General features: G+C 35.5%; 17 protein-coding genes and 1 pseudogene. 17 read left to right on the top strand and 1 reads right to left on the bottom strand.

What is annotated here, in order from left to right; translation table 11 throughout:
- Positions 1 to 695: 695 nt before the first annotated feature.
- Positions 696 to 1,001 (top strand): annotated as a pseudogene (locus BCR21_RS17185) (IS3 family transposase); the annotation flags it as partial.
- Positions 1,002 to 1,237: 236 nt separating this feature from the next.
- Here BCR21_RS17185 and BCR21_RS04740 read toward each other — a convergent pair.
- A complete protein-coding gene (locus tag BCR21_RS04740) occupies positions 1,238 to 1,981 on the bottom strand; it encodes a MurR/RpiR family transcriptional regulator (RefSeq protein WP_069645340.1) in 744 nt (247 codons plus the stop codon).
- Positions 1,982 to 2,154: 173 nt separating this feature from the next.
- Between BCR21_RS04740 and BCR21_RS04735 the strand changes: the two genes are divergently transcribed.
- The 16 genes from BCR21_RS04735 to BCR21_RS04660 all read left to right on the top strand — a co-directional run bounded on the left by BCR21_RS04735 (position 2,155) and on the right by BCR21_RS04660 (position 22,957).
- A complete protein-coding gene (locus tag BCR21_RS04735) occupies positions 2,155 to 3,495 on the top strand; it encodes a 6-phospho-beta-glucosidase (protein ID WP_069645339.1) in 1,341 nt (446 codons plus the stop codon).
- Complete coding sequence (locus tag BCR21_RS04730; protein WP_069645338.1) at positions 3,492 to 4,514, top strand: Gfo/Idh/MocA family oxidoreductase; 1,023 nt, start codon at positions 3,492 to 3,494, stop codon at positions 4,512 to 4,514. Before BCR21_RS04735 ends, BCR21_RS04730 begins: the two co-directional genes overlap by 4 nt.
- Positions 4,515 to 4,549: 35 nt before the next feature.
- Positions 4,550 to 5,830 (top strand): PTS sugar transporter subunit IIC, encoded by a 1,281-nt coding sequence (locus tag BCR21_RS04725; protein WP_069645337.1) that lies wholly within the window; start codon positions 4,550 to 4,552, stop codon positions 5,828 to 5,830.
- A 15-nt stretch (positions 5,831 to 5,845) separates the two neighbouring features.
- Positions 5,846 to 7,264, top strand: coding sequence for a 6-phospho-beta-glucosidase (locus BCR21_RS04720; RefSeq protein WP_069645336.1), 1,419 nt, complete (start codon positions 5,846 to 5,848; stop codon positions 7,262 to 7,264).
- Positions 7,265 to 8,200: 936 nt separating this feature from the next.
- Positions 8,201 to 10,444: a DNA helicase PcrA gene (gene pcrA, locus BCR21_RS04715; RefSeq protein WP_167351765.1), complete on the top strand. Its 2,244-nt coding sequence runs from the start codon at positions 8,201 to 8,203 to the stop codon at positions 10,442 to 10,444.
- A 208-nt stretch (positions 10,445 to 10,652) separates the two neighbouring features.
- Positions 10,653 to 12,698 carry an NAD-dependent DNA ligase LigA gene (ligA, locus tag BCR21_RS04710; RefSeq protein ID WP_069645335.1) on the top strand — a complete coding sequence of 682 codons (2,046 nt, stop codon included), beginning with the start codon at positions 10,653 to 10,655 and terminating at the stop codon, positions 12,696 to 12,698.
- Positions 12,699 to 12,897: 199 nt separating this feature from the next.
- The gene (gene gatC, locus BCR21_RS04705) at positions 12,898 to 13,203 is read left to right on the top strand and encodes an Asp-tRNA(Asn)/Glu-tRNA(Gln) amidotransferase subunit GatC (protein ID WP_069645334.1); all 306 of its coding nucleotides are present in this window, start codon (positions 12,898 to 12,900) and stop codon (positions 13,201 to 13,203) included.
- The gene (gene gatA, locus BCR21_RS04700; RefSeq protein ID WP_069645333.1) at positions 13,203 to 14,672 is read left to right on the top strand and encodes an Asp-tRNA(Asn)/Glu-tRNA(Gln) amidotransferase subunit GatA; all 1,470 of its coding nucleotides are present in this window, start codon (positions 13,203 to 13,205) and stop codon (positions 14,670 to 14,672) included. Before gatC ends, gatA begins: the two co-directional genes overlap by 1 nt.
- A complete protein-coding gene (gatB, locus tag BCR21_RS04695; protein WP_069645332.1) occupies positions 14,672 to 16,102 on the top strand; it encodes an Asp-tRNA(Asn)/Glu-tRNA(Gln) amidotransferase subunit GatB in 1,431 nt (476 codons plus the stop codon). The genes gatA and gatB overlap by 1 nt, the downstream gene beginning before the upstream one ends.
- Before the next feature lie 16 nt (positions 16,103 to 16,118).
- Entirely contained in the window at positions 16,119 to 17,168 is a 1,050-nt protein-coding gene (locus tag BCR21_RS04690) for a diacylglycerol kinase (RefSeq protein WP_069645566.1), read from the top strand.
- Positions 17,169 to 17,435: 267 nt separating this feature from the next.
- A complete protein-coding gene (pnuC, locus tag BCR21_RS17180; RefSeq protein WP_069645565.1) occupies positions 17,436 to 18,125 on the top strand; it encodes a nicotinamide riboside transporter PnuC in 690 nt (229 codons plus the stop codon).
- A 15-nt stretch (positions 18,126 to 18,140) separates the two neighbouring features.
- Positions 18,141 to 18,782 (top strand): deoxynucleoside kinase, encoded by a 642-nt coding sequence (locus BCR21_RS17175; RefSeq protein ID WP_069645331.1) that lies wholly within the window; start codon positions 18,141 to 18,143, stop codon positions 18,780 to 18,782.
- Positions 18,783 to 18,891: 109 nt separating this feature from the next.
- Positions 18,892 to 20,265, top strand: a complete 1,374-nt coding sequence (rlmD, locus tag BCR21_RS04675) for a 23S rRNA (uracil(1939)-C(5))-methyltransferase RlmD (RefSeq protein ID WP_069645330.1) — start codon at positions 18,892 to 18,894, stop codon at positions 20,263 to 20,265.
- Positions 20,265 to 20,393, top strand: a complete 129-nt coding sequence (locus BCR21_RS17255; RefSeq protein WP_010760640.1) for a hypothetical protein — start codon at positions 20,265 to 20,267, stop codon at positions 20,391 to 20,393. Before rlmD ends, BCR21_RS17255 begins: the two co-directional genes overlap by 1 nt.
- A 954-nt stretch (positions 20,394 to 21,347) precedes the next feature.
- Positions 21,348 to 22,019, top strand: coding sequence for a winged helix-turn-helix domain-containing protein (locus tag BCR21_RS04665; RefSeq protein WP_069645329.1), 672 nt, complete (start codon positions 21,348 to 21,350; stop codon positions 22,017 to 22,019).
- 335 nt (positions 22,020 to 22,354) lie between these two features.
- Positions 22,355 to 22,957, top strand: a complete 603-nt coding sequence (locus BCR21_RS04660) for a transposase (protein ID WP_167351764.1) — start codon at positions 22,355 to 22,357, stop codon at positions 22,955 to 22,957.
- Positions 22,958 to 22,961: the final 4 nt, after the last annotated feature.

Here is a 22,961-nt window from a genome sequence, read left to right as displayed (position 1 = left end):
ATTTAATGATGTATATTCTTGTGGTTTTATCGGCTTTATTTCATTACTACTTTACGAAAATTTTTTTAAATGTTTTTCTCGTAGGTCTGCATATAGGAGGCATCCATTTTTTTCGGTATCACGAACTAACTGAATTTTCATGAAGATATTTTGAGGCTTTATGTGTTTGATATGAGTGAGGATGAGCGAATTCCACGAAGAAAACAATATTGGAAGAAAGAATCTAGGGCTATTTGATACAAGAGAACAATAGGAATCTGGCAAACAATTTGGTTGGTGCTTATTTCCAAACAAGCACATTTAGATAATATTAATTTGCTGGAAATATCCAAATGAAACGAGTAAAAACAATTATCAAGTATGATAGACAAATCTTAGTTGAATATGAAAAAAGCTATTATTTGTTTAATAATGAACCGACCCCAAAAAGTTAGACTAAAAATCTAATGTTTGAGGTCGGTATTTTTATGGCTAAATATAATTTTGAATTCAAGTTAAAAATCGCCCAAGAATATCTGAATGGAAAAGCTGAACACCTTATTTATCAAAAAAGTATGCCCTTAAGACAAACAGCCAAATACAAAAATAGATCAATAATTACCTGAAATTTGGTTAGAAGGTCTCCTTCCTAGACGATAAAATCAGGAATATTCTGTTCATCTCGAGTTAAATGCGACGGTTTGACCGAAACAATCCAGACCAATAAATCTGGTCGTTATAGTTTTTATCGTGGAAAAGTCGGCATAATCGCTAAGAATCTCATCCATCGTCTCTTCTACATGAGTGTTTGTCATCAAAAAATTACGACAGACACCACAGAATTCAAGTATTTTGAATTAGATACTTAAGGGATCATTCATTGGAAAAAACTTTGCTTAGAGCCATTCTTGGACATGTATAATAGTGAGATTTTCTTCTATCGAATCTCAGAAAAACCAAACCCATTAGCTGCAATAACCAGCTTGGACGAAGCTATCCAGATTATGATAGATTGCCCTTATCTTAGTCCAATCAGCTTTCTAAAGACTGCATAACAATCTGTTTAATTGCATAAAAAAGGAGTGGATTTCTCCACTCCGTAAAAGTCTAATTTTTCGTTGTCACTACAATGATTCATCATCTACTTATACAGTTTTTTATCATATTTGGAATAATTGATTTGGAGGTGATACTAGGACACATTTTTTTGAGTCTGCCTTTGTTGAATTAAGTGGACATAACGCAAACTGTTGCTACGTCATTTTTTCATGTTATGCAGTGACTTTGCAAGGTATTCAATAATAAATAACGGAGGTAATTGTGAGGTGATGTCTTGTTCCCACAATCTTTCTTCTGAGACATAGTAAGGGATATTTACGCTAGATAATTTTGCAATCGTTGAATTAGCAGTGTTTGTAATTGAAATGATAGGCGTATCTTTAAAACTATAGCTACTGAGGTAATGAATGATTTCTTTTGTTTCACCTGAAACGGAAAGGGCAATTACACATGAGTTTTCCAACAATTGCTTGGATAGATAATTTCTAGGATTAGTAATAGGATCTTCAATTCGTAGGGCCATTTGGAAAACAGAAGAAAAATATAAGGCACCGTATTCTGCCATGACATTAGACGAACCTACTCCTAAAAAGAGAATTAGCTCCTTATTCATAATAATGGATATCGCTTCTTTAATTTTATCCTGAAATTGCTGTTCATTTACACGAGATAAGAAATTAACATGGCTGGAAGTATCGATCATAATCGTTTCCGACTGCTTTTTTTCTTCATTTAAAAACAAACGAAGGCGAATTCTGAATTCTGAAAAGCCTTCACATTCAAATTTAGTGCAAAATCGTTGAATTGTAGCAACGCTTGTATGTGTATTTTCTGCGAGCTCTCTTATTCTCATATAGACGACTTTGTCCATATGATCAACGATATAGTTATAGATATCATAGTCAAGCGGGGATAAAACGGGTGTTTTTTCTAAAAATAGCACAATATTCATCCTTTCTAGATAATACAGTGTGTATTTTTCTTGATACAATTATTATTATAGCGCTTACATACCTAAACTGTAAAGAACTATTATAAATACTAAACGCAGGTGCTATACTTCATCAATGAACTAGGAAAATAACAGTAAAAATTTAGATCGTAGAGGTGCAGAGGATGGATAAGAAGTTAAAAATCGTAACGATTGGTGGAGGATCAGGATATACACCAGAATTAGTTAAAGGGTTTATCACTAGATATGATGAAATGCCAATTGATGAGTTATGGTTGGTTGATGTAGAAGAGGGAGCAGAAAAATTAGAGATCATTGCAAAGCTTTGTCAAAAAATCATTGATAAATCTGGCTATCCAATAAAACTAATGTCAACTTTAAATCGAAGAGAAGCTTTAAAAGATGCTGATTTTGTATTAACGCAGATTCGAGCAGGCCAATTGTCGTCAAGAGTAAAAGATGAAAATATACCATTAAAATATCGTTTTGTGGGACAAGAAACAAATGGACCCGGAGAGTTATTGAATGCATTTCGGACAATTCCTGTGATGATCGATATTTGTACAGAAATGGAAGCATTATGCCCGGATGCCTGGCTGATTAATTTTGCCAATCCAGCTGGAATGTTGGCAGAAGCAGTATTGAATCATACGAACTGGGAAAAAATGATTAGTATTTGTAACGGTCCGTTAAATATAGAGCATGCAATTGCTGATGCATTAGGAGTTGATAGAAAACGGGTTTTCGCTGAGTTTGTAGGATTGAATCATTTGGTTTTTGCTAAACGTATTTTGTTAGATGGGCAAGAGGTGACAGCTTTTGTTGTGGATCAGCTGGTTCGTGGAGAAGTCAAAATCGACAATCCAGGGGTTTCAAACTGGGATGCTGATTTTCTGACCGGAATTCAAGCAATTCCGATGAGCTATTTACAATATTACTGGAAAACAGATGAGGTTATAAAAGCTGAACAACAGGCGGCAAATAACGAAGGCTCACGAGCAGTAGTTGCAAAAAGGTTGGAAAAAGAGTTGTTTTCAGTTTATGCGGATAGTGATCTTGATGACGTACCGGGGATATTGTCTCAAAGAGGCGGAGCAGGGTATAGCGAATGTGCTTGTGATTTGATTTTATCGCTACACACAGACAAGCGGGATGTTCAAACGGTCAATACCCGAAATATGAGAGCTATTGATAATTTAGCATTATCAGATGTCGTTGAAGTCAATTGTCTGATTACTAAAGCTGGTCCAATTCCGCTAACAACTGGGAAATTACCAGATGCACTAAATGGTTTGATCCAACAAATGAAAGCTTTTGAAAAAGTAGCCTGTGAAGCAGCTGTGACAGGAGATTATCAAAAAGCCTTAGTTGCTATGACGATCAATCCATTAGTTTCTTCTGATACTAAAGCAAAGGAGATTTTAGATGAGATGTTAATAGCAAATGAAGAGTATCTACCCCAATTTGATTTGACTCAATTGAAAATAAAGGAGGTCATTCAATGAAAAAATTAGTAATGGCGATTGTCGGCTACGGAAAAAGTGCTAAAAGATACCATCTTCCATATATTAAACTAAGAGAAAATATCCAAGTGAAATATGTCTGCGATTTAGCCTTATCAAAAGAAGATTTAGAAGAATTAAGCAAGCTAAATATCACAGGAGTAACAGATTTAGCTGATGTTCTAGCGGATGAAGAGGTTGCTGTAATTACACTCTGTACACCACCAAAATCTCACTTTTCTCTTGCAAAAACTTGTCTAGAAGCCAAAAAGAATGTAATTATAGAAAAACCATTCTGTGAAACAATGGAGCAAACACAAACGTTGATTCAATTGGCAAAGGAAAGCAATGTCCATGTGCTACCCTATCAAAATAGACGCTTTGACAGTGATTTTTTAACCTTGAAGAAAGTGATTGAAAGAAACTATATAGGAAAATTGATTGAACTGGAAGCACATATTGATTATTATCGACCGAATACAGAGGAACGTAAAGGAACAATTCTTGATGGTAGTTTTTACGGATTGGGTGTACATGCTGTTGACCAAATAGTTTCTTTATTTGGAAAGCCAGATAATGTTTATTATGACTTGAGAAATGTTCAAAATGATGAAAGTACAGTGGATGATTACTACGATGTGCAACTCATTTACGGCGCATTGAAAGTGATTCTGAAATCCAGTCAAGTTGTGGCAAAATTAGGTCCGCGTTATAGATTGTTAGGCACGACAGGTATTTATGAAAAATATAGTCCCGATCAACAAGAAAATGATTTGAAATTAGGGATTTATCCTGGAGAAGCCGGCTTTGGTTTGGACACTCCTAAAGAATATGGCGTTATTACCTATAAAAATGCTAATGGTGACTGGATAGAAAAAGCGATAGCTTCTGAGACAGGTGATTATGGTTGTTTTTATGATGGAGTAGTTGAAATGATTTTCCATGATGCACCAAGTATTGTCAGTGAAGAAGAAATTCGGGTCACAATGGAGATAATGAGTGGGGCTTCGTTTGGTTATTAGCTTTAAATAGAAAAATAGAGTTAGGAGAGTGTAAAATGGACAAGTTTATTGATGTGTTTCAAGACAAAGTTATGCCTGGTGTTCTAAAAGTTAGTGAGAATCGGTTCTTGGTTGGAATCCGAAATGGTATCGCTGTGACAATGCCATTGACGATCATTGGGAGTGCTTTTTTGATTATTGCTAACCTTCCATTTAGTGGTTGGACTGAATTTTTAGGTAGTTTTGGCATCAAATTAGGGGTGCCGATTGGTTTTACATTTGGTATTTTGGGATTAGTAGGTTGTGCAGGGATTGCTTATTATCTTTCTGAAACATATGGGATTGATCCAATCAATTCAGTCGTTTTAGCGATGTCATCCTTTTTAATGCTGCAAGCGTCCAAAGATTGGAGTATTGATATAGCAACATTAGGTGCTTCCGGATTATTTACCGGAATTGTTACGGCAATTGGGACAGTCTTGATTATTAATTTCTTTATTAAAAAGAATTTAATCATTCGGATGCCAGATGGTGTTCCGCCTGCAGTCTCTAAAAGTTTTGCTAGTTTATTACCAGGAGCAGCGATTATCGGTTTGGCTTGGATTATTCGTGTGTTGTTGGAATTTGATGTAAACAGCTTTGTTCAATGGATGTTTTCACCATTAGCAACAGGATTAAATACCTTGCCAGGAATGTTGCTGTACACATTTATGATTTTGTTATTATGGTGTGCGGGAATTCACGGAAGTAACGTAATGGGCAGTATTGGAGATCCAATTTTTCTAGCATTATTTGCAGCGAATACAGAAGCTTTCTCAAGAGGGGAGCCATTACCCAATATTTTTGTTGGTGGGTTTTATATTACATTTTTATGTTATGGAGGAACCGGTTCAACATTAGGCTTGGTTATCAATATGCTGATGTCCAAAAGTAAGTCATATAAATCATTGGGGAAAATGGCATTACCATCAGCAATTTTTTGTATCAATGAACCTATCATTTTTGGTTTCCCGATTGTGATGAATCCAATCATGATGATTCCCTTTATAATTACACCGTTGCTTCTTTGTATCGGGACTTATATTTTAACCGTAACGAATATCATTGGGCGAATTGCGTTTAATCCGCCATGGACGACACCACCTTTAGTGAATGCTTACTTAGCAACAGGAGGAAATATTCCAGCTGTCATTTGGGGCGTTGCATCATTACTACTGAGCGTGGCTATCTATTACCCATTCTTCAAAATTTGTGAAAAACAAGAACTAGCTAAAGAAGAAACACAGGTTCAAAAAGAGATGGAAACAGAAAAAATAGCAGTAGCCGAAATTGGCTAAGAAAGTTGGTTGGTGATGAAAGAAACGTTTCTTTGGGGCGGAGCAGTTGCAGCGCATCAAATAGAAGGTGCTTGGGATCAGGATGGGAAGGGAGTTAGTGTCTGTGATGTACTAACAGCTGGATCTCATAGTAGGGCTAGAGAAATTACGTCGTCAATTCAAGAGGATATCTATTATCCAAATCATTCTGGTATCGATCATTATCACTTGTATAAAGAAGATATTGCACTATTTGCTGAACTAGGTTTTAAAACATTTCGGATGTCGATTGCGTGGTCACGAATTTTTCCTAATGGAGATGAAAAAGAGCCAAACGAAAAAGGTTTGGCGTATTATGATACCATTTTTGATGAATTGTTGAAGTATAATATTCAGCCAGTAGTAACCCTTAGCCATTTTGAAATGCCATATCATTTAGTTACAGCATATGGCGGATTTAAAAACCGTAAATTGATTGATTTATTTGTTCACTATGCTAAAACGGTTATCAACCGATACCATGCAAAAATCAATCATTGGCTAACATTCAATGAAATCAATAATCAAATGAATACAAAGTCATTTCTATTTCCATATACGAACTCAGGTCTTTTATTTGAACCAGAAGATAATAGACAAGAAATCATGTACCAAGCGCTCCATCATGAGTTAGTAGCGAGCGCTAGAGTCAAAAAATTTGTTAAACTAAACTACCCGTCATTACAAGTTGGCTGTATGATAGCATGGAGTCCAGTTTACCCATATAGTTGTCGGCCAGAAGATTTGCTGGTTGCGAATCGAGTCATGCATTCTCGTACGATTTGTGGCGATGTTTCTGTTCGAGGTCATTATCCAAATTATATTTTGAAAGAATGGGAAGCCAAAGGAATACATGTAGAAATAACTGAAGAAGACCTTAGCGACTTAAAAGAAGGAACGGTTGACTTTATCGGTATTAGTTATTATGTTTCTCATGCAGTAGACAGTACTCAAAAAGAAGATACAACAGGTGCGGGTTTTATTGGCAGTACACCTAATCCGTATATTAAATCAACAGATTGGGATTGGCCTATCGATCCTGTGGGCTTGAGATACACTCTGAATACACTTTATGAAAGATACGAGTTGCCGATTTTTATAGTGGAAAATGGGTTTGGTGCGGTTGATGATCTATCAGAAGAAGTCATTCAAGATGATGATCGAATTGAGTATCTAGCTGCACATATTAGTGAAATGAAAAAAGCAATTGAAATTGATGGTGTTGAAGTGATTGGTTACACTGTCTGGGGCTGTATTGATGTTGTTTCATTCACAACAGGTGAGATGAAAAAGCGTTATGGGTTGATTTATGTAGATAAAGATGATGAAGGAAATGGAACCTTGGAACGTAGAAAGAAAAAATCGTTTGATTGGTACCAGCAAGTGATTGCGAGTAACGGAGAAAATATTTTATAGATCGCTGATAATAAATGTTGTCTCGTCCTTATTCTATGAATACTAAGCCCAAACAAAGTGGAATTGAGATAATTGAAGTTCTACGAATATTATTATTTTTCGTTGGCTGCGATAAGATTATTTAATAAAAATGGGACTCTTTTGTTTCCATTTTTGAGTAAAGATACTGTAAAAAGCACCTATATCAAATGATACGGGTGCTTTTTGGGTTAATCAAGAGTAATTACTATCAGCAATAAATTGACCGTAGACTAAATGCTGATGGAATAAAAATGACGTTAAACTACTGGTACTAATAACTTGCGCTAGAGATACTTAAGCATTTATATATCAGTGATAGAGAACACTTCGATTGGCTCTTTTCAATCTCTCGTCTTTTAGTGTGTTTTTATTTCATGTGGTTAGTCCGTTAAATTATCTTTTTCTAAAAATTAACCGATCATTTTAATTGTCGATCAGTATACAAAGTGACTATCTATTGCTTAAATTAATGGATGTAGGTACATATTATTAGATAGTTAAATATTGTTTATTTGCGCAGTTTGTTTTTAATCATTCTAACTGCTTATCTTTTTTCTAGCTTGTTCAGCAAGTTGTAATGTCCCTCCTCGAAAAAAACTTTTTTGTTATTGAACTCGAATAGTTTAAAGATAGAAGAACTGTTTAAAAACTTAAAATTAGAAACGGAACGTAATTCAAGTCCCAAGCTTATATTATTTAACTATTTTGTGTAATTATTATTTTTGATCGCTATTAAAGAATTTTACTTTTATAATCTAGTTTGACGGATTTAGCTGTGCATAATGATCTAAAAATCCATTGTGAGAAGTACGATTAAACTTTTTTGTATGTTATTACGCAAGGTTTGTTCAATCTGTTCAGCTTTTGTGTTTTTTTTGGTATAATGTATAAGATTGAAAAAGAGAGAGGACGTTGATGATGGCACAAGAAAACGCCTTGATCCAAGGTATGAATCCGAGACAAAAAGAAGCCGTTCTACATACTGAAGGGCCTTTATTAGTTATGGCGGGCGCAGGTAGTGGGAAGACAAGAGTTTTAACTCACCGTATTGCCTATTTAATTGAAGAAAAAGATGTCAACCCATGGAATATTTTAGCGATCACATTTACCAATAAAGCCGCAAAAGAAATGAGAGAGCGAGTTGGAAAATTATTAGAAGTTGGCGGAAATGATGTTTGGGTTTCGACATTTCACTCAATGTGCGTACGAATTTTACGTCGTGATGTCGATCATATCGGCTATAATCGTAATTTTACGATCATTGATACTTCTGAACAGCGAACGTTGATGAAACGGATTTTGAATGAACTCAACATCGATATAAAGAAATACGATCCTCGCTCGATTCTAGGCACGATCAGTAACGCTAAAAATGAGTTGCAGACGCCAAAAAAAGTCGAGGAATTACAAGGGACACCTTATGAAGAAGTTGTCGCAAAGTGCTATAAGATGTATCAAAAAGAATTAAGAAATAATCAGTGTATGGACTTTGATGACTTGATCATGAATACGATTCGTTTATTTAATGAGCATCCAGACTCATTGACATACTATCAAAATAAATTCCATTATATTCATGTAGATGAGTACCAAGATACCAACCATGCTCAGTACACTTTAGTCAATATGTTGGCGGCACGTTTCAAAAATTTATGTGTCGTGGGTGATGCTGATCAAAGTATCTATGGTTGGCGTGGAGCAGATATGCAGAATATCTTAGATTTTGAAAAAGATTATCCTGATGCTTCTGTAATCATGCTAGAACAAAATTATCGTTCTACTAAAAAAATTCTAGATGCAGCCAATAATGTAATCAAAAACAATAGCAATCGTCGAGACAAGCAATTATGGACAGAAAATACTGACGGAGAAAAAATCGTTTATTATCGCGGTGATAACGAGCGAGATGAAACGCAGTTTATCGTAGGACAGATCCAAAAAGAAATACGTGAAAAAGACCGTATCTATGGTGATTTTGCGGTTTTATATCGGACGAATGCCCAATCTCGGGTAATGGAAGAAATGTTGCTTAAATCCAATATTCCTTATACGATGGTCGGCGGTCACAAATTCTATGATCGTAAAGAAATCAAAGACATTTTAGGTTATTTAAATATCATTTCCAATCCAATGGACTCACTTAGTTTCGAGCGAGTAGTCAATGAACCAAAACGAGGGATCGGAAAAAGCTCTGTCGAGAAATTAAGAAGTTTTTCTCAGATGCATAATTGGTCATTACTAGAAGCGTCACAAAATGTGGATCTAGCAAATATTTCAGGTAAGGCGGGTAAAGAGTTAGGTAGCTTTGGAATGATGATTCAAGATTTGACACAGATGATTCCTTATTTGACGATTACCGAATTAGTGAAAGAAGTTCTAGAACGTAGCGGTTACCGTGAAGAATTAGTCAGACAAAATAATTTAGAATCTCAAGCCCGCTTAGAAAACTTGGATGAGTTTTTAACGGTTACACAAGAATTTGATAAACGTTATGAACGTCAAAGTGAAGAAGAGGCAGATGCGCCAGATGAAAAATTAGCAGTGTTTCTAAATGATTTAGCGCTTGTTTCGGACCTAGATAATTTAGAAGAAAGTACATCCCAAGTGACGCTGATGACACTACATGCGGCCAAAGGACTTGAATTTCCAGTTGTCTTTTTGATTGGAATGGAAGAAGGAGTCTTCCCACTATCTCGTGCGATGTTAGAAGAAAGTGAATTAGAAGAAGAGCGCCGTTTAGCCTATGTAGGAATTACTCGAGCAGAGGAAATTTTATTTATCACCAATGCTTTTTCTAGAACTTTATATGGAAGAACACAATACAATCGTCCAAGTCGTTTCTTAGATGAAATTGATGAAGAATTATTAGATTTACAAGGTTCGATCGCATCACCAAAAGCACCTGCTAGAACCTTTGAACCTAAAGTGTTTAAACCTGCTTATGCGCAGCCGACTAAACAGCCAATAACGGATAAAGTTGCTAGTGGTGGGGAATCAATGGCGTGGCAAGCAGGAGATAAAGTCAGACATAAAGCGTGGGGAACAGGTACAGTCGTTCGTGTCGGCGGAACTGCTAAGGATCTAGAATTAGATGTTGCTTTCCCAGAAAAAGGCATCAAGCGCTTATTAGCAGCATTTGCTCCGATTGAAAAAATATGAAATCTGATTGTGGCAAAAAAACGCACCCTCATATTTTCCTATTTTTCTGTCAAAGCTGGACGAGCCCACTACGCTTTTAAGCGATAAATCAATCCTTATGAAAATAGATAACTTAGCAGTGAAACAAAGAACGTTTCAATGCTAAGTAGCTAATTTTCTACAGGATTAACCGATTTGCTCCACTTTTTAATATTAGGAGGGATTATTCATGGCACAAGCGCCGTTAACATTAGCCGAAGCAACAGACAAAGCAAAAGAACTACGAGCTCAATTAAATCAGTATTCCCATGAATATTACGTTGCTGACAAACCGACCGTAGAAGACTATGTGTATGATCGCTTGTATAAAGAATTATCAGACATAGAAACCGAATATCCAGATTTGATCACTTCTGATTCACCAACGCAACGAGTTGGTGGGAAGATTTTACAAGGCTTTGAAAAAGTCACACATGAAGTGCAGATGTATAGTTTAAATGATGGTTTTAGTAAAGAAGATATTTACGATTTTGATGAACGTGTCCAAAAATTAGCTGGAAAACCTGTCAGTTATTGCTGTGAGCTAAAAATCGATGGATTAGCTATTTCGTTAAAATATGAAAATGGTAAATTTATTCAAGGTGCAACTCGTGGTGATGGAACTGTTGGTGAAAATATCACGGAAAATTTAAAAACAGTTAAATCGATTCCTTTAGAGCTGAAAAAGCCAATTTCAGTTGAAGTCCGCGGCGAATGTTATATGCCAAAACAATCATTTGTTAACTTGAATAAAGAACGAGAAGAAGCAGGACAAGATGTCTTTGCGAATCCAAGAAATGCGGCAGCTGGCAGTTTGCGTCAATTAGATACAAGTATGGTTGCCAAAAGAAATCTCAGCACGTTTTTATACACGGTGGCTGATTTTGGACCAATGACGGCACAAACGCAGTACGATGCACTAAATGAATTATCAGAAATTGGTTTTAGAACCAATCCTGAAAAAAAACTATGTCAAACGATTGATGAAGTTTGGGCATATATAGAAGAATACCATGAAAAACGCTCAGAATTACCTTATGAAATCGATGGAATTGTGATCAAGACCAATGAATTCACGATTCAAGACGAATTAGGTTTCACTGTCAAAGCACCTCGTTGGGCAATTGCGTATAAATTTCCACCAGAAGAAGCACAAACAATTGTGGAAGAAATCGAATGGACGATTGGCCGTACAGGTGTCGTAACGCCGACAGCTGTGATGCAGCCCGTTCGTGTAGCAGGTACGACTGTTAGCCGTGCAAGTTTGCATAACGCTGATTTCATTGCGATGAAAGATATTCGTTTGAATGATACGGTGATTATTTACAAAGCTGGCGATATTATTCCAGAAGTGGCGCAAGTATTGACGGAAAAACGGGATGAAAATAGTCAACCTTATGAAATTCCAACCCATTGTCCAGTTTGTAATAGTGAATTAGTTCATCTGGATGAAGAAGTTGCTTTGCGTTGTATCAATCCAAAATGTCCTGCTCAGATCAAAGAAGGATTAAATCATTTTGTCTCTAGAAACGCAATGAACATCGATGGTTTAGGCCCGCGCGTATTAGAGCAAATGTATGATAAAGAGCTAGTCGCTGATGTAGCTGATCTCTATTTTTTAACACAAGAGCAATTGATGACGTTAGAAAAAATCAAAGAAAAATCTGCCAATAATATCTATCAAGCTATTGCTGCAAGTCGTGATAATTCTGTTGAACGCTTGATTTTTGGGTTAGGGATTCGTCATGTAGGTTCTAAAGCAGCCAAAGTTTTAGCAGAACATTTTGGAGATCTACGAGCAATCAGCACAGCAAGCAAAGAAGAAGTCGTGGCATTAGATTCGATGGGTGAGATCATCGCGGATAGTTTAGTGACTTATTTTGAAAATGAAGAAGTACACGAATTGATGGATGAACTGACCAAAGCTGGTGTGAATTTTGAGTATAAAGGGATTCGCACATCTCAATTAGAGGCTGTGGAATCGCCATTCAAGGATAAAACAGTTGTTTTAACTGGAAAACTTACACATTACAATAGAGAAGAAGCAAAAGAAAAAATCGAAAATCTAGGCGGAAAAGTAACCGGTAGTGTTTCGAAAAAAACAGATATTGTTGTTGCAGGTGAAGAAGCTGGGAGTAAATTGACAAAGGCACAAGACCTTGGTGTCGAGGTGTGGGATGAACAGCAAATGGTCACAGCAATAGATAATAGCTACACAAAAGAAGTAGACGAATAGCTTAAAAATGAAGCAAATCGAATATTCGGTGCTATTTTTTACATTTTCAGGCTATTTTCTGCCATCTCTTTCAAAAATTCTTAGAATTTTATGATAGAATAAGAAAAAAGCTGTTTTTTAACGCAAAACGTCGTTTAACAGTATAAAAATGAACTAGTGAACTCTTGAGTGAGTTTTTCTAAAGGAAAGAAGGGTATCCATGGCAATCAGTGAAGAACAAGCAAAACATGTAGCCAAATTGTCCAAACTGTCTTTTTCCAATGAGGAGTTAAAAGACTTTACTGATCAATTAGGCAAAATCATCGACATGGTGGAATTATTAGAAGAAGTAGATACAGAGGGTGTTCCATTTACCTCTAACGTTGCGCAATCGATCAATGTAATGAGAGAAGACGTAGCAACGCCTGGTATGGATCGTAATGAGTTAATGAAAAACGTACCAGAATCAGAGAATGGCTACATCAAAGTGCCAGCAATTATCGACAATGGGGAGGCTGGCGCATAATGGAAAAATTATACGATAAGTCATTAACAGAATTGCATGATTTACTTGTTTCAAAAGAAATCACTGCAACTGATTTAACACATGCAACCTTGAACCGCATCAATGAGACAGAAAAAGATGTGGATTCATTTATTACAATTACTGATGAAAAAGCCTTAGAATTAGCAAAAGCAATCGATCTTAAAGGCATTACTGAATCAAATCCTTTAGCAGGTATTCCAATTGGGATCAAAGATAATATCGTAACTAAAGATATTTTAACGACAGCAGCTTCAAAAATGTTGCACAACTTCAATCCTATTTATGATGCAACCGTTATGGATAAAGTCTATCAAGCAGACATGATTCCTGTTGGGAAATTGAACATGGACGAATTTGCGATGGGTGGAAGTACAGAAACATCGTACTTCAAGAAAACAAAAAATGCTTGGGATCATACTAAGGTTCCTGGAGGTTCTTCTGGTGGTTCAGCCGCAGCTGTAGCAGCGGGTCAAGTACCTGTTTCTTTAGGAACTGATACAGGTGGCAGTATTCGTCAACCTGCATCATTTAACGGAATCGTTGGTATGAAACCAACTTATGGACGTGTTTCTCGTTTTGGATTGATCGCATTTTCATCTAGTTTAGATCAAATTGGTCCATTGACAAGAAATGTTAAAGATAACGCGTTGGCTTTAAATGCAATCAGTGGCTATGATGAAAAAGATGGTACTTCTGCTGGCATTTCAGTTCCTGATTTTACCGCTGGTTTAACAGGAGACATCAAAGGCATGAAAGTCGCTTTACCTAAAGAATATCTAGGTGAAGGTGTTGATGCTGGTGTTCGTGAAGCTGTGCTTAAAGCGGCAGAAACATTTAAAGCGTTAGGCGCAACTGTAGAAGAAGTTAGCTTACCACATTCTAAATATGGTGTGGCTGTGTATTATATCATTGCTTCATCTGAAGCAAGCTCAAACTTACAACGTTTCGATGGTATTCGTTATGGCTACCGTTCTGAAAACGTCAAAAATCTTGAAGATGTGTATGTAAATTCTCGTTCTGAAGGATTTGGTTTAGAAGTGAAACGTCGTATTATGCTTGGGACATTCTCATTAAGCGCGGGGCATTATGATGCACACTTTAAAAAAGCTGGCCAAGTTAGAACCTTGATCAAACAAGACTTTGATAATGTCTTTGAAAAATATGATATCATCATTGGTCCCTCTTCACCGACTGTTGCTTTTGGTTTAGGTGAAAATATCAATGATCCAATTACAATGTATATGAATGATTTATTAACGATTCCAGTCAACTTAGCTGGATTACCAGGTATGTCAATACCAGCAGGATTCTCAGAAGGGTTACCAGTCGGCTTACAAATCATTGGTAAAGCTTTCGATGAAAGTACGATGTATAAAGCGGCGTATGCGTTTGAACAAGCAACTGATTTCCATACGAAAAAACCTGTGATCTTAGGGGGGAATGACTAATGAATTTTGAAACTGTCATCGGACTTGAGGTCCACGTAGAATTAAAAACAAATTCTAAAATCTTTTCACCTGCACCAGCTCACTTTGGAGCAGAACCGAATAGCAATACAAACGTGATCGACTGGGGGTACCCAGGCGTATTACCTGTCATGAATAAACAAGCACTTGAATTTGGAATGAAAGCAGCGCTTGCGTTAAATTGTGAAATCTCAAAAGATACGCATTTTGACCGTAAAAACTATTTCTATCCAGATAATCCCAAAGCCTACCAAATTTCTCAATTCGATCAACCGATCGGTCATGATGGTTGGATCGATATTGAAGTCGAAGGCAAAACAAAACGCATCCGTATCGAACGTGTGCATTTAGAAGAAGATGCTGGGAAAAATATCCATGGTGATGGTGGATATTCTTATGTCGATTTAAACCGTCAAGGTACGCCTTTGATCGAGATCGTTTCAGAAGCGGATATGCGTTCGCCAGAAGAAGCTTATGCTTATTTAGAAGCAATCCGTTCGATCATCTTATTTACAGGCGTTTCAGATGTGAAGATGGAAGAAGGCTCAATGCGTTGTGATGCCAATATTTCATTACGTCCGTATGGTCAAGAAGAATTTGGAACAAAAGCAGAGCTTAAAAACTTGAACTCAATGAGTTTTGTGAAAAAAGGTCTTGCTTTTGAAGAAAAACGTCAAGCAAAAGTGTTATTATCTGGTGGAGAAATCCAACAAGAAACACGCCGTTTTGATGAAACAACAAACAAAACATTATTGATGCGTGTTAAAGAAGGCTCAAGTGACTACCGTTACTTCCCAGAACCTGATGTTCCCCGTTTTGCAATCGATGATGAGTGGATTGAACAAGTTCGTCACAGCTTACCAGAAATGCCGGCATCTCGACGTGCTCGTTATATCAAAGAACTAGGTTTGCCAGAATATGATGCAATGGTTCTGACATTAACAAAAGAAATGTCAGATTTCTTTGAAGCAGCATTAAATGAAGGTGCAGATGCAAAACAAGTATCTAATTGGTTGATGGGTGAAGTTTCAGCTTATTTAAATAGTGAAAAAATCGAGTTACCAGATACTAAATTAACGCCTGCTAATTTAGCAGGAATGATCACATTGATCGAAGATGGTACGATCAGTTCTAAAATCGCTAAAAAAGTCTTTAAAGAATTGATTGAAAATGGTGGTAATGCGAAAGAAGTCGTTGAAGCAAAAGGCTTAGTTCAATTATCTGATCCATCACAATTGTTACCGATCATCAATGAGGTATTAGATAATAACCAACAATCAGTAGATGATTTTAAAAACGGCAAAGACCGTGCAGTTGGCTTTTTAGTGGGTCAAATCATGAAAGCAACGAAAGGCCAAGCCAACCCAGGCATTGTGAATAAATTGTTACAAGAAGAATTGGCAAAACGCTAGAAAGCAGCAGATGATTATGAAAAAAGCAAGAGTGATTTATAATCCAACTTCAGGTAAAGAGCTAGTCAAAAAAAATCTAGCTGATATTCTTTCTGTTTTGGAAGAATGCGGATATGAAGCAAGTGCTTTTGCCACAACTCCAGATGAAAATTCCGCGAAGAATGAAGCACGCCGAGTTGCAGAATTGGGTTTCGACCTAATTGTTGCGGCAGGCGGCGACGGAACGATCAATGAAGTCGTTAATGGCATTGCTCCTCTAGAAAAACGACCGTCTATGGCGATCATTCCTGCTGGAACAACCAATGATTACGCAAGAGCCTTAAAAATTCCTAGAGACAATATTGTTAAAGCCGCTGAAGTCATCAAAAAAAATCAAACCGTCAAAATGGATATTGGTAAAGCAAAAGATAGTTATTTTATCAATATTGCGGCTGGTGGTCATTTAACTGAGCTAACCTATGAAGTTCCGTCAGAACTTAAAAGTATTTTCGGTTACTTGGCTTATTTAGCAAAAGGCGCAGAAATGTTGCCTCGGGTGAAACCAGTCAAAATGCGGATGGAGTATGATGAGGGTGTTTATGAAGGCAATGCTTCAATGTTTTTCTTAGGGCTGACCAACTCAGTTGGTGGTTTTGAAAAAATTGCCCCTGATGCAAAGCTTGATGATGGGAAATTTTCATTGATTATCGTAAAAACTGCTAATGTGTTTGAAATTTTACACTTGGCAGCATTGATGCTCAACGGTGGTAAACACGTTGAAGATAATCGATTAATCTATACAAAAACAAGTCATTTACATGCTGAAACGCTTGAACCGGATAGTCGTATGATGATTAACTTAGATGGAGAGTATGGCGGTGATGCACCAATGGAATTTACGAATTTACACCAACATATTGAAATGTTTGCCAATGCAGATGCAATTCCGTCTAATGCGATCATGGGCTCTGTCTTAGAGGATTACGATGAAGAGGAAGATGAGTATCTTGAAACAAGTAAAGAGTTTGTAAAAGAAGTTGAACGTTTGACTGAGGAAGACATTGATAATAATGGGAAAATTGGTTAATCTTTCAAAATAAAAAAAGTGTCTAAGGCAAATTTGTCTTAGATTCTTTTTTTGTTTTGCTAGATTTAAGTGGAGAATGAAAAAACAATTTATATACAATATATAGATTGTTGAAATTAAAAAACACAATATGTTGTATAAAAAATATCTCATAATCAATTTTTTGATAAGAATTCTCATTGACTTGTGATTGAAACAGCGGTAAATTAAATGAGTCGTCATCTCTGCAGAACATGATAAATAGGAGAAATGAAAGGTTTGTTTGATATGGGGTTCAATTTTATTATAAATGATTTTAAAAGCTGGGATAGAAAGAATTATCTCTTTTTATTTATGATGATTTTTGTGCAATTAGTCGCATTCACCATTAATCCATCTAGTTGGGTTACATTAGTAGGTGGTTTATCAGGTATTATCTGTGTGAACTTAATTGCCCAGGGAAAAGCCAGCAATTATATATTCGGTTTTATAAGTGCACTAATCATAGGATATTTCGGGTTTAAAACACGGATATACGCTGAAGTTCTACTTCAGAGTTTTTATATTGTAATGGATATTACAGGGCTGTATACCTGGTTAAAAGTCAGCGAAGATGGATCTGGTAATGTGACAGAGGTAAAAACCTTGAAAGGTATTCAATGGCTCTATGCAGGGTTCGTTTGGCTGGGAATCGGTGTTGTTGCTTATTCTATTTTAGGATTCGTCAATGATGCTCAGCAAATGCTAGATGCCATCACATTCAGTGTATCAGCAACAGCAATGCTACTGATGATCAAAAGATATCAGTCGCAATTCGTTTTTTGGTTATTAGGTAATGTATTTTCTATAATGTTATGGTTTAGAGCAGGCACACATGCAGGTGGCGATTATGCGTTGTTCGTGATGTACTGTATGTATACGATCAATTCTATTTATGGCATGATACATTGGTTAAAAATTAAAAAAAATAATGATTAATAGGTAGGGAGTTTGATGGCAGTGATCGTTTTAGCAGGCACAATTGGTGCAGGAAAATCTAGTTTAACAGAAATTATTTCAGAACATTTGGGGTCGGACGCATTTTATGAATCAGTTGATGATAATGAAGTGTTGCCCTTATTTTATGCAGATCCTAAAAAATATGCATTTTTACTACAAATTTATTTTTTAAATAAACGATTTGATAGTATTAAACAAGCACTTTCTCATGAAAACAATGTATTGGATCGCTCTATCTATGAAGATTCTTTATTGTTCCATTTAAATGCTGATTTAGGAAGAGCAAATGAGACTGAAGTGAAAGTGTATGATTCTTTATTAGAAAATATGCTGCAAGAACTACCTTTTGCGGCAAATAAAAAGCGTCCAGATTTACTAGTGCATATTAAAATATCCTTCCCTAAAATGTTGGAACGCATTCAAAGACGAGGACGACCTTATGAGCAAGTAGAACAAGATCCAGCTTTGTATGATTATTATAAAGAATTAAATAGCCGTTATGAAAAATGGTTTGAAGAATATAATGAGAGTCCAAAAATCCAAATTGATGGGGATAAGTACGATTTTATCGAAAGTAAAGAAGCAAAAAAACAAGTGGTTCAGCTAATTGAAAATAAACTAGCGGAAATCGATTAAATAGAAAGAATGATTTTTTACTTCTTTTAACAGTAGAAACAATCTCTCTATTGCTTTTCTAGCATTTTTTCATTAGAATGAGAGAAGCGCATTAAAGAAGGAGCGACTTATGAATAATTTTCCAGTGAACAAAAATGAAACAATCGAAGTTGATATTATTGATCTGACACATGAAGGAATGGGTGTTGCCAAAGTTGACGGCTATCCACTTTTTATAGAAAATGCTTTGCCAGGTGAAAAAGTCGAAATCAAAGTCTTGAAGGTCGGCAAAAGTTTCGGCTACGGAAAAGTTTTGACTATCTTAAAATCAAGCGAAGACCGTGTACCAGTTAAAGATGCAAACTTTACTAAAGTTGGGATCAGTCCATTACAGCATTTAGCTTATGGTGCACAATTAACTTTCAAAACAGACCAAGTGAAAAACGTGATGCAACGTGTAGCGAAATTGCCAGATGTTCCAGTATTGGATGCACTAGGGATGAACAATCCTTGGGGATACCGTAATAAAGCACAAATCCCAGTAAGAAAAATCGAAGACAAACTGCAAACTGGTTTCTTCAGAAAAAATAGTCATGATCTAATTCCATTAGAACATTTCTATATTCAAGATCCTAAAATCGATGAGGCAGTTATCAAAATCCGTGATATCATGAGACGTTATAGCATCAAGCCATACAACGAATCAGATAATACTGGTAACTTGCGCCATATCGTCGTTCGTCGTGGTTATCACACTGGGGAAATGATGGTAGTCTTAATCACTAGAACACCAAAATTATTCCCAACAAGTAAAATCATTCCTGATATTTTAGAAGCGTTGCCTGAAGTTGTCAGCATCGTGCAAAATGTCAATTCTAAAAAGACAAACGTGATTTTTGGAGATGAGACGATTCTTTTACATGGAGAAGACAAAATGATCGATACGATTTTTGATTTGAAATTTGAAATCTCTTCTCGTTCATTCTACCAAGTAAATCCGCAGCAAACAGAAGTAATGTATAACAAAGTGAAAGAATACGCAGCATTGACTGGTGAAGAAATCGTTGTAGATGCTTATTGTGGGATCGGTACAATCGGTTTAACATTAGCAAAAGATGCGAAACACGTTTATGGTGTTGAAGTAATCGAAGAAGCAGCGAAAAATGCTGAAAGCAATGCAAAACTAAACAATATTACGAATGCAACATTCACAGCTGGCTTAGCGGAAGAAGCATTACCAAGAATGATCGAAAATGACATCAAACCTGATGTTGTGATCGTTGACCCGCCACGTAAAGGCTTAGAAGCAAGTTTAGTAGAAACATTGATCGAAACAAAACCTGAACGTATTGTATATGTTAGCTGTAATCCAGCAACATTGGCACGAGATCTTGCATTACTCGTTGAAGGCGGCTTTGAAGTAAAAGAAGTCCAACCAGTGGATAACTTCCCGCAAACGACTCATATCGAGTCAGTTACTCTGTTAACAAAGGCGGTGCAGTAATGGATACAAAGAAAAAAATGCTTGAATTGATCAAGAAAAAACAAGGTGGAGGCCGCTCTGAAAAAATGGAGAAGCCAAAAAATGACCGTAGAAACATGCGTAAAGGTCCTAAAATTTATAATAAATAGACAAGTTGAACATGTAGTCGTTCAAGAGGCTAAACCTTAAAAGTACTTGATAACAAACCAAAAATCAAAATAGTATAGTTGAAGCAGCAGGAATCTTTCTAAAGAGACTGCTGTTTTTTTATTTGTGTAATATAAAAAGTTGGTCAGCATAAAATGTATATGAATTCACAAAGAATTAAAATACATAAAAGCGAAGGGTGATGAGAATTGGTTGACCAAATTATCCTCAAATTCATATCAATTACGATGTAAACACTAAATTGAAATTTTATTTTAGATTCCAAATACACATCCTTTACTAAAGATTCACTTCCTACATTAAAAAAATTAAAATAGAAAAAATCATAATAAGATTCCATTTTTTAGCTGTTTGCCTATAGCAATCTATGAACGTGAAATCACTTATACAGTACGTTGTATGTGACTTCTGGAATTTTTTATCAAAAGAGTCAAGGAACTTTCTCTATTTTGATAAAAAAAAAAAAATTTAATCTGTGTTACTTTTTTTATAAATATATGTACGATATTTATTTGAGGAATAAACTTTTTTAAAATTTTTTGGGGTTAGTTGGAAGCGTTTGATAATAAAGTTAGAGCCAATATTACATATATTTTACAGAAGAATATAATGGGAAAAATACAAATACTTATTTGAATAAAATAACAAAAAAATTTAAAAAAGTAAACAAAAAACGTTAAACTATTATGTGCTATTTTCCATTTAGCATGGTATTATGCAAACAAGATTAAAAAGATGCAACTGAAATTTAAATTTGATTATAAATGAAATAGATAAATTACTATCTGTTTCATCAAATTCATCTAGACATCTAATCATTCTTGTAACATTAGGATCGATTTTCTAGTGTAGGTAAAGATGGAATAATATGTCACTCAAAAGCTATTTTTAATTAAGAAATTAATACTATAAAACCGTAGAAGGGAAGAAAAAACATGACAACAATCGGTCTTATTCAATTATCTGGGGAATTTAAATCGCAGCAGCAAAACTATTTCAAAGAAAGTGATGTCCAGTTTAAATTTTGTAAAGTGTCAGATAACCACAATCGATTTTCCGATTTTGATGGTATTGTGATTGTAGACAATGAACAAACGAATATGATCCATGTTTGCCAATGGATTTTAACTATTCGTAAAAATTCAAATTGTTTTATTTGTGTACAATCAAATTCGCTTACTTCGGAAAACAGGTTATTTTTGTTGCAATTAGGAGCCAGTATTATTGTTGATATAGAACATCAAACAGAGGAAGAAATTTATTGGACCATTCACAATTTTTTCAATGTTGAAAAAGATAACCATCAAGTAGGCGGTATAAATCTTAATCAAGCAAATCGAAACATTGAATTTTCAGATGGGAAAGTAGTAGAGTTAACAAATTTAGAATTTCAATTAATGGGTCTATTTGTCGAGTTTAATAATCGAACGCTTGACTATGACAAGATCAGTAAAAGAATTTGGGGAAATATAGATGCAGTAGAAAAAAACAGAATCGTTAACCTTGTTTTTCATTTAAGAGATAAGCTAGAATCAGCAGGTTCTTGTCCAGGAAAGATCAGAAATATCCATGGGAAAGGCTATATGTTTAGTATGATGCCTGGCTAATGTGAAAAAAGTTTTGCTTTCCTTACTATGCTTAACATAATCAAATAGGTATAGAGGAAAACTAAACGTAAAATCAATAAACAGCTGTATTCATATAATAAAATGAAGCTAGAGAGGTGACAGAAACGATGATATATAGATCTTATCGTTTCAAGCTATACCCTAATCATATGCAAAAAGAAAGCCTTAAAGAAATGTTTAACGAATCGTCTAGTTTATGGCGTACCTTGAGCAAAGAGGACAACTGCAGACAGAAGCTCTCATACAAACCAGTCCAGAAAAAAATTAGTGTTCGAGACAATTGTATTTATATCAGGAAAACTGGATTGGTCAAAATGAAACCTGCGCAAAAAATAACAGGAAAAGTAATCAGAATCTCAATCATAAGAGAAGAGATGGATAACTATTCTCTTTCAGTTTTATATTGCCAAAAAGAAAGGCATTTAGTTGAAAATCATTCCTCAGTAATAATCACCCGAACGAAATCGGGGAGCTTTTATTTATCAAATGGGGTTTATATTGACAAAGAAAAACTTGAGTATCAATATACTAGACGCTTGAAATATGAAATGGCACGCCAAGAAAAACTAAAAGACTATTGCACAATGAAACAAGTTAACTTAAATCAAGCTAAAAATTATCAAAAACAAAGGCAGAAGGTCATTAGGCTACAAAATAAATTGTATCAAAAAAGAGAAGATTACTTGCATAAACTAACAACTCAACTGGTAAAAAAATATCAATTTATAGTGGTACCTAACTATGGTGAAGCTCGCTTTTTATGCGATTCTTTCTGGCTAAATTTCATCGAAAAACTTTCTTATAAATGTAAAGGGTATGGTCGAACACTACAGCTAATCAGATTGAGTAAAGAAGAGATGCATTTGTCTCATATACAGCAAGTAGTTTGTATAACACAACAATTAAAAAAAGTTTAATACA

The organism is Enterococcus ureasiticus (genome assembly GCF_001730285.1).
Classification (GTDB): domain Bacteria; phylum Bacillota; class Bacilli; order Lactobacillales; family Enterococcaceae; genus Enterococcus_L; species Enterococcus_L ureasiticus.
This window is presented reverse-complemented; position numbering and strand designations above follow the sequence as displayed.